Source organism: Candidatus Planktophila sp., assembly GCF_040402315.1.
GTDB lineage: Bacteria > Actinomycetota > Actinomycetes > Nanopelagicales > Nanopelagicaceae > Planktophila.
The window spans coordinates 62960-71645 of the sequence record NZ_JBBAMU010000002.1 but is presented as its reverse complement, the minus strand read 5'-3'; the positions used below and the strand labels follow the sequence as shown (position 1 = coordinate 71645).

4 protein-coding genes, 1 tRNA gene and 1 pseudogene are annotated in these 8686 nt (G+C 49.8%); all 6 read right to left on the bottom strand.

Going from position 1 to position 8686, the window contains the following annotated elements:
* Positions 1-284: pseudogene (locus tag AC9UEP_RS01040) on the bottom strand (branched chain amino acid ABC transporter substrate-binding protein); the annotation flags it as partial.
* 146 nt (positions 285-430) lie between these two features.
* Positions 431-1030, bottom strand: coding sequence for an ANTAR domain-containing response regulator (locus tag AC9UEP_RS01035; RefSeq protein WP_509543212.1), 600 nt, complete (start codon positions 1028-1030; stop codon positions 431-433).
* Between the two features lies 1 nt (position 1031).
* Positions 1032-1104 (bottom strand) — tRNA-Leu (locus AC9UEP_RS01030).
* A 56-nt stretch (positions 1105-1160) separates the two neighbouring features.
* A complete protein-coding gene (gene pyk / locus AC9UEP_RS01025; protein WP_509543211.1) occupies positions 1161-2600 on the bottom strand; it encodes a pyruvate kinase in 1440 nt (479 codons plus the stop codon).
* Between the two features lie 93 nt (positions 2601-2693).
* Positions 2694-4148, bottom strand: a complete 1455-nt coding sequence (locus AC9UEP_RS01020) for a glutamate synthase subunit beta (RefSeq protein ID WP_509543209.1) — start codon at positions 4146-4148, stop codon at positions 2694-2696.
* The gene (gltB, locus tag AC9UEP_RS01015) at positions 4141-8658 is read right to left on the bottom strand and encodes a glutamate synthase large subunit (protein WP_509543207.1); all 4518 of its coding nucleotides are present in this window, start codon (positions 8656-8658) and stop codon (positions 4141-4143) included. The genes AC9UEP_RS01020 and gltB overlap by 8 nt, the downstream gene beginning before the upstream one ends.
* Positions 8659-8686: the final 28 nt, after the last annotated feature.

Here is an 8686-nt window from a genome sequence, read left to right as displayed (position 1 = left end):
ACACCAGGAGCGATGTTCGCTGCAACAGTTCCGTCGCACTGTGAATCTGCCTTAATGAGCTTCACTTTTGTCTTTGGGTTGGTTGCGTTGTAAAGCGCAATTGCCCACTCTGCACCTGGATACTGATCCTGGCCGAGTTGTGCATCAGGGCCTGTTAGTGGGCCCATAAATGCAAGTGTTACTTCTGTCTTTGGTGCTGCGTTCGCTGGAGCTGTTGCAACTGCACCGAATGCAAGTGTTGCAGCAGCCGCTATTGCGAAGCCGCTTACGATCTTCTTATTCATGTATTGCCTTCCTGTTTCGTCTTTCATGTGTCCCGGGACAGGGAAGCGCTAAGAGTAATGCTCAACCTGCCCTTGAGACAAGACGGATTTGTGACTTTCTCCGCGTGCGTGATTACTTTTTGGTTACGAAAGTGCCAAAGGCACGACTATTTGTCCAGGGCGGCTTCTGGTGATATCACAGCCTGGGCCACCTCTTTCATACTGAGGCGCCGGTCCATCGCAGCCCTTTGAATCCAGGAAAATGCCTCTGGCTCTGAAAGATTCAGGGCCTTCATCAAGATTCCTTTAGCGCGATCGATAATTTTGCGTGTCTCTAGTCGCTCGTGCAGGTCGGCAACTTCAAGTGCCAACGACTGCATCTGCGTGTGGCGACTAATGGCAATTTCGATAGCCGGAACAAGATCACCGATAGTAAATGGTTTAACCACATATGCCATTACTCCAGCATCACGTGCACGGTCAATGAGTTCACGCTGGCTAAATGCGGTCAGCATTAATACTGGAGCAGTTGCAATGATCTTTTCTGCCGCAGAAATGCCATCAAGCACCGGCATCTTCACATCAAGAATTGCCAGATCTGGTTGGTGTTCTAGCGCTAACGAAATTGCTTCTTCACCGTTAGTGGCCTGGGCAATTACTTCGTAACCCGCCTCTTGCAACATTTCCACGAGGTCCATGCGAATAAGAGCTTCATCTTCGGCAACTAGAATTCTTACAGCCTTCTTCGCGCTCGTTTCATTGCTCATGTGCCTCGAGTCGGATTCGAACCGACACTATGCAGTGTTTGAGACTGCCCTCTCTACCGTTGGAGTACCGAGGCGTGAGCCCATATCGTATTAGAAGTCGGCAGATAGGTGAAACGGTAAGCGTTGTGGATTAACGATACGCAGGAACAACGCCGTTCACAGCATCACCCACAATGTGTACTCGCATCGCATTCGTTGAACCAGGTATTCCTGGAGGAGATCCAGCGACAATCACCACAGGCTCGCCTATTTCAGCACGCTCTCCATCGATAAGGATTTTATCAGCTTGTAAAACCATCTCATCGGTGTGCTTGACCATCGAAATCATCAATGACTCAACGCCCCACGTCAGTGCCAGCCGGTTATAGGTACCGACATCAGGAGTAATTGCAATGATAGGAATTGATGAACGAAGTCGTGAAATACGACGAGCTGAGTCACCAGATTGAGTAAATGTCACCAGGAACTTGGCACCCAGAATTTCCCCTACTTCGGCCGCCGCCTTTGTGATTGCGCCACCTTTAGTCCGTGGATTTTTTGTTAATGGACGGATCCGGTCAAGCCCAAGCTCTTCGGTGCGTTCAATAATGCGAGCCATTGTCTGCACCGCTTGAATGGCGAATTCACCCACGGCTGTCTCTCCTGAAAGCATGAGTGCATCTGCGCCATCTAGCACCGCATTCGCGCAGTCTGTTGCCTCCGCGCGCGTGGGAGAAGAGTTACTCATCATGGAATCAAGCATCTGTGTTGCAACTATGACCGGTTTTGCTGCATCGCGAGAGAGTTCCACGCACCGTTTCTGCACCATCGGAACATCTTCAATTGGCAGCTCAACACCGAGGTCGCCACGAGCAACCATGATGCCATCAAAGGCGGCAATAATTTCTTCCAGGTTTGCTACTGCTTGCGGTTTTTCAATCTTTGCAATCACCGGAACTCTAATTCCAACCTCATCCATGATGGCGTGAACAACTCTCACATCTGCTGCATTACGAACGAAAGAGAGAGCGATAAAGTCCGCTCCAGCACGTAACCCCCAGCGGAGATCATCTTTATCTTTTTCAGACATGGCAGGCACTGAAACAGCAACGCCAGGTAGGTTAATTCCTTTATTGTTACTGACAAATCCGGGTTGGATACATTTTGTAATGACATCGTTGCCCTTGACTTCCAATACTTCAACGGTAACTCTTCCATCATCGATAAGAATGCGATCGCCAGCTTTGCAATCTCCTGGCAGCCCCTTGTAAGAAGTACCGACGCGCTCTTTTGTGCCAGCAACTTCATCGGTGGTGATGGTGAAGATATCCCCACGTGATAGCTCGTGTGGTCCATTTTCAAATCGGGCTAAACGAATCTTTGGTCCTTGCAAATCAACCAGAATTGCGACAGCTTTTCCTGCCTCTTTTGCAGCCGCACGCACTCGGTCTAGGCGCCCTTGGTGCTCTTCATAGGAGCCATGGGAAAGATTTAGACGAGCCATATTCATGCCAGCTGCAATGATCTCCTTTACTTTCTCTGGAGACTCAACTGCTGGACCTAAGGTGCAAACTATTTTTGCGCGACGCATGTGATAACCCTATCTAGGCTAGTGGTGAAGATACGGCGTCGCTGACGTGAACTTCCGGTGTAATGGCTAATAAGCCACTGGGTTAAACCTGATTTAAACCATTAGCGAACGAGTAGTGGGCTCGATAGGTGAAGGTAATTGTGTCTCCCCCACCAGGTATCGATCTACAGCTGCAGCAGCTGCGCGACCTTCGGCTATCGCCCAGACAATCAGTGATTGTCCGCGTCCGGCATCGCCGGCAACGAAGATTCCTTCTTTGGTTGATTGGAAATTCTCATCGCGGGAAATATTGCCACGATCATCTTGACCGACTTCAAGTTGTCCGATGATGGCTGACTTTTCTGGTCCGGTGAATCCCATGGCAAGGAATACGAAGTCAGCTGGAATTTCTCGCTCACTTCCTGAAACTGGTTCAAACTTTCCATTTTCAAACTTTGTATCAACAAGCTTTAAGGCCTTGAGATTTCCATTTCCATCGCCAATAAATTCTTGTGTGCTCACTGAGAAGACTCGGTTATCGAGTTCTTCATGGGCACTTGATACGCGATAGATCATTGGATAGGTCGGCCATGGTTGCGATGATGGACGTTCATCTGTTGGCCGCGGCATAATTTCAATTTGAGTAATGCTGGCTGCGCCTTGGCGAATCGAAGTTCCGAGGCAATCCGCGCCGGTATCTCCACCGCCAAGAATGACCACATGTTTTCCAGCTACGTTAATTGGTGACTCTTCGATTTCTCCCAGAGCTTGCTTATTACCCCAAGGAAGAAATTCCATCGCTTGATAGACACCCTTATTTTCCCGTCCAGGAATTGAAAGATCACGCCACTGGGTAGCACCGATTGCAAGAACGATTGCATCGTAGGTACTGCGAAGTTGGGCACCGGTGAGATCCACGCCGATATCAACACCTGGGCGGAATCGAGTTCCCTCTTGCTCCATTTGCGCAAGGCGACGATCAACGATGTGCTTCTCCATCTTAAATTCTGGAATTCCGTAACGAAGAAGTCCGCCAATTTTATCTGCTCGCTCATAGACAGCAACTGTGTGTCCAGCACGAGTAAGTTGTTGCGCCGCAGCTAACCCGGCTGGGCCAGAACCAATAACAGCAACAGTCTTTCCGGTCAAGCGCTCAGGTGCTAACGGCTTCACATTGTTATCATCAAAGGCTTCTTCAATAGTACGAAGTTCAATCTGCTTAATGGTGACAGCATCGCGGTTAATTCCGACAACACATGCAGTCTCACATGGCGCAGGACATAGACGGCCCGTGAACTCAGGGAAATTATTGGTAACGTGCAGACGATCAATAGCTTCAACTTTATCGCCACGAAAAATGAGGTCATTCCACTCTGGAATCAGGTTTCCTAGCGGGCAGCCAGAGTGGCAGAAGGGAATTCCGCAATCCATGCAACGACCTGCCTGCTTTTGCAGATGCTCCATCGATTGTGGTTCATAGACCTCGCGCCAATCTTGAATACGAACATCAACCGGACGTCGCTTCGGAGTCTCGCGCGGAGTCGTCATAAATCCTTTTGGATCAACCATTAGCGGCAACCTCCATTACATACTCATCAACTGGTAAGCCTTCCCGGTTTGCCTTCTCAATCGCTGCTAGCACGCGAGCATAATCACGAGGCATAATCAGTGAGAAGCGCGCGACTTCTGCATCCCAATCCTTAAGAATTGATTCCACAATTTCAGATCCTGTTTCAACATGGAAAGACGATAGTAAGGCGCGAAGGGTTTCGCGCTGATCTGCCGGCACCGCTAAGACATCGACCATCTCAGTATTAACGATTGCGGTATCAAGATCTAGTACGAAGGCGCGTCCGCCAGACATACCTGCGGCAATATTGCGTCCAGTTTTCCCAAGAATAACCGCTGTTCCACCAGTCATGTATTCAAGTGCGTGATCGCCCACGCCCTCAACGATTGCAGTGGCGCCAGAGTTTCGCACGCAGAATCTTTCACCGGCAAGACCGCGGATGTAAATATCTCCCGATGTTGCCCCGTAACCGATGACGTTTCCTGAAATAACGTTGTTCTCAGATTTAAACCTGGCTTTCTCATCAGGGCGCACGATTACTCGGCCACCTGAAATCCCCTTGCCCACATAATCATTGGCATCTCCATACATACGAATGGTCAGACCCTGTGGAATAAATGCACCCAGTGATTGACCAGCAGAGCCGTGCAGCGTTACATCGATAGTTCCGGCAGGAAGTCCTTCGGCACCGTAACGACGTGTGATCTCTGCGCCCAACATTGTTCCAACCGTGCGGTTCACATTTCGCACCGGAACATCGATGCGCACAGATTCTTTCGACTCAAGTGCTGCCTTTGATAGCTCGATGAGCTTGTTATCAAGTGCTGCCGCTAATCCGTGATCTTGCTTTGTGGTGTTGTGAAGAGGTGAATCAACATCAGGGCGCATCAGAAGTGGCGAAAGATCCAAGCCACTGGCCTTCCAGTGATCTATCGCGGCGCGGGTATCGAGGTTTTCCACATGGCCAATTGCCTCTAGCAAAGTCTTGTAGCCAAGGGATGCCAGAATTTCACGAACTTCCTCAGCGATATATTCAAAGAAGGTCTCAACAAACTCAGGCTTGCCAGTGAACTTCTTACGAAGCTCTGGGTTCTGGGTAGCGATGCCGACCGGACATGTATCTAGATGGCATACCCGCATCATGATGCAACCAGAGACAACCAATGGCGCAGTCGCAAAACCGAATTCTTCTGCGCCCAAAAGCGCTGCAATTACTACATCGCGACCAGTCTTCATCTGCCCATCTGCCTGCACAACGATGCGATCACGCAAGTTGTTAAGTAGTAGCGTCTGTTGGGTTTCGGCAAGGCCTAACTCCCACGGAGCACCAGCATGCTTTAGCGAAGTAAGAGGAGATGCACCTGTTCCGCCATCGTGGCCAGAGATCAGAACAACATCAGCATGTGCTTTGGAGACACCAGCAGCAACCGTTCCCACACCAACTTCAGCCACCAATTTCACGTGCACACGTGCATCCTTATTCGCATTCTTTAAATCGTGAATAAGTTGCGCTAAATCTTCAATCGAATAAATATCGTGATGTGGCGGTGGGGAAATGAGCCCCACACCCGGAGTTGAGAAACGAGCTTGCGCAATCCAGGGGTAGACCTTAAATCCAGGAAGTTGTCCACCTTCGCCAGGCTTGGCTCCCTGTGCCACCTTGATCTGAATATCTGTGGCGTTCATCAGGTAATTACTTGTCACACCAAAACGACCGGAAGCAACTTGCTTGATGGCACTGTTCTTAGAATCACCGTTAGCCATGGGAAGGAAGCGAGAAGCATCTTCACCGCCTTCACCTGTATTTGATTTACCACCGATGCGGTTCATGGCAATTGCCAGCGTCTCATGGACTTCTTGTGAGACAGAGCCATAGGACATTGCACCAGTTGAGAATCGCTTCACAATTTCAGAAATTGGCTCGACTTCATCAATAGAGATGGCGGCGCGCTGTGAGGTGTTAAATGCAAAGAGGCCACGAAGGGTCATAAGGGTCTTGCTTTGATCATTGACCTGGTCGGTATAGCGCTTGAAGATGTCATAGCGCTTATTGCGAGTGGCGTGCTGCAGGGCAAATACCGTCTCTGGATTAAATAAGTGTGGCTCACCATCGCGGCGCCACTGGTATTCCCCGCCAACAGCCAAGCGCTTGGCGCCCGGAATCTCTCCGCCTACCGGGTATGCCAGGTGATGACGTCTGATCGTCTCTTGCGCAATGACATCCAGGCTCACTCCACCCAAGCGAGAAGTTGTTCCGACAAAGTATTCATCGACAAGCTCTTGCCCCAGACCAATAGCTTCAAAGACCTGAGCTCCGGTATAGGAAGCAATGGTTGAGATACCCATCTTGGACATTACTTTAAGAACGCCCTTACCGAGTGCCTTAATGACATTGGCAACTGCCTTTTCCGGTGTAATGCCGGTGATAACTCCTTGTGTCACTAAATCTTCGGCAGTCTCCATCACTAGATATGGATTTACTGCAGCTGCGCCATAACCAATAAGAAGTGCAACGTGGTGAACTTCTCGGACATCTCCTGCTTCGACAACGAGACCGACCTTGGTACGAGTCTTCTCGCGAATGAGGTGATGGTGCACGGCGGCGGTAAGCAGCAGTGAAGGAATTGGGCAATCTTCGGCATCGCCATCACGATCTGAGAGAACAATGATGTGTGCGCCATTAGCAATGGCCTGTGAAACTTCCTTCTTAATCTCTTCCAAACGAGTCTGCAGGGTGTTTCCGTCACCTGTTACTGGGAAGAGGCCACGGACAACGTGAGACTCAAGTTCAGGATAGTTATCATCAGCGTTGACGTGAATAATCTTCGCTAATTCATCGTTATTAATTACCGGGAAGGCGATTGCAATTTGGCGGCATGACTCAGGGCCAGGATCGAGCAGATTGTGCTCTGGACCAATAGAGCCACCCAAGCTTGTTACTAACTCCTCACGGATTGCATCGAGTGGAGGATTAGTTACTTGGGCAAAGAGTTGCGAGAAGTAATCAAAGAGTAATCGCGGCTTAGCTGAAAGGGCGGCGATTGGCGTATCAGTTCCCATGGAACCAAGTGCTTCTCCCCCGCCTTTAGCCATCGGAGTGACGATGATTTTAATTTCTTCTTCTGTATATCCAAATGCTTTTTGGCGACGAAGCACAGACTTATGCGGATAGACAATATGTTCGCGCGCCGGAAGATCTGAAAGTCTGATCATTCCATCGGCTAACCAGCTGCCATATGGGGCCGCATCTGCCAATGAATCTTTAATCTCATCATCTTCGATAATGCGGCCAGCTTCGATATCTACAAGGAACATCTTTCCTGGTTGCAAGCGACCCTTACGGACAATCTTCTCCGCTGGAATATCAAGAACGCCTACTTCAGATGCCAGAACTACGAGACCGTCATCTGTTACCCAGAAACGAGATGGGCGAAGTCCATTGCGATCGAGAACTGCGCCAACTTGGTGGCCGTCAGTAAAGGTTACGCAGGCTGGTCCATCCCATGGCTCCATCAGTGATGAATGAAAAGCATAGAAGTCGCGACGCTTCTGGGACATGGTCGCATGGTTCTCCCAGGCTTCTGGAATCATCATCAGAACTGCATGTGGCAGTGATCGACCGCCGAGATAGAGAAGCTCTAGTACTTCATCAAATGAGGCTGAGTCAGAACCTGACATTTCAACGATAGGAAATAGTCGGGTTAGGTCTTTGCCCAAAACATCACTTTCAAGAAGTGATTCGCGAGCTCGCATCCAATTTCGATTGCCCTTTACTGTGTTGATTTCGCCGTTGTGGGCAATGAATCGATAAGGGTGGGCAAGTGGCCATGATGGGAAGGTGTTGGTAGAAAAACGTGAGTGAACCAAAGCCAGTGGAGAAACAACTCGACTATCACTGAGGTCTGGGAAGAATTCTTCCAGTTGCCCTGTTGTAAGCATGCCCTTGTAAACAATTGTCTGTGACGACAATGAAGGAAAATAGAGGTCAAGTGCGTGCTCAGCACGCTTGCGAAGTGCGAATGTCAAACGGTCAAGAGCGATTCCTGATTCGCTCTTTTTGCCGGAAACGAAGAGCTGCTCGAAGCGCGGCATGACAGACAGGGCGGTCTTTCCTAGGGAAGAAGAATTAATTGGTAGCTCGCGCCAACCCAGGACGGTCAGACCTTCTTCATCTGCAAGTGTGGCAATCTGAGCGCGAACATCGGCGCCTTGTGCGATAAATGCGATGCCAGTTGCATACGATCCTTCGGAAGGTAGCGTAAATGAAACTTCAGCACGATAAAAAGCGTCAGGGACTCGAATCAGAATTCCGGCACCGTCGCCACTATCGGGCTCTGCACCAGATGCGCCACGGTGTTCTAGATTGCGAAGTGCGGTGAGAGCTTTCGCAACAATGTCATGTGTAGCAATTTTATTAAGGGTGGCAACCATCGCGACGCCGCATGCATCGTGTTCTTGTGCAGGATCGTAGAGACCCTGTGCGACAGGATAATTCGATGAAAGTGCCATGCGCTGATGCCCCTCTATTTCTCGCTAA

Excerpts from the sequence above, each read along its gene's own strand:
- AC9UEP_RS01035 (WP_509543212.1), bottom strand. The coding sequence starts at position 1,030 with ATGAGCAATGAAACGAGCGCGAAGAAGGCTGTAAGAATTCTAGTTGCC.
- pyk (WP_509543211.1), bottom strand. The coding sequence starts at position 2,600 with ATGCGTCGCGCAAAAATAGTTTGCACCTTAGGTCCAGCAGTTGAGTCT.
- AC9UEP_RS01020 (WP_509543209.1), bottom strand. The coding sequence starts at position 4,148 with ATGGTTGATCCAAAAGGATTTATGACGACTCCGCGCGAGACTCCGAAG.
- gltB (WP_509543207.1), bottom strand. The coding sequence starts at position 8,658 with ATGGCACTTTCATCGAATTATCCTGTCGCACAGGGTCTCTACGATCCT.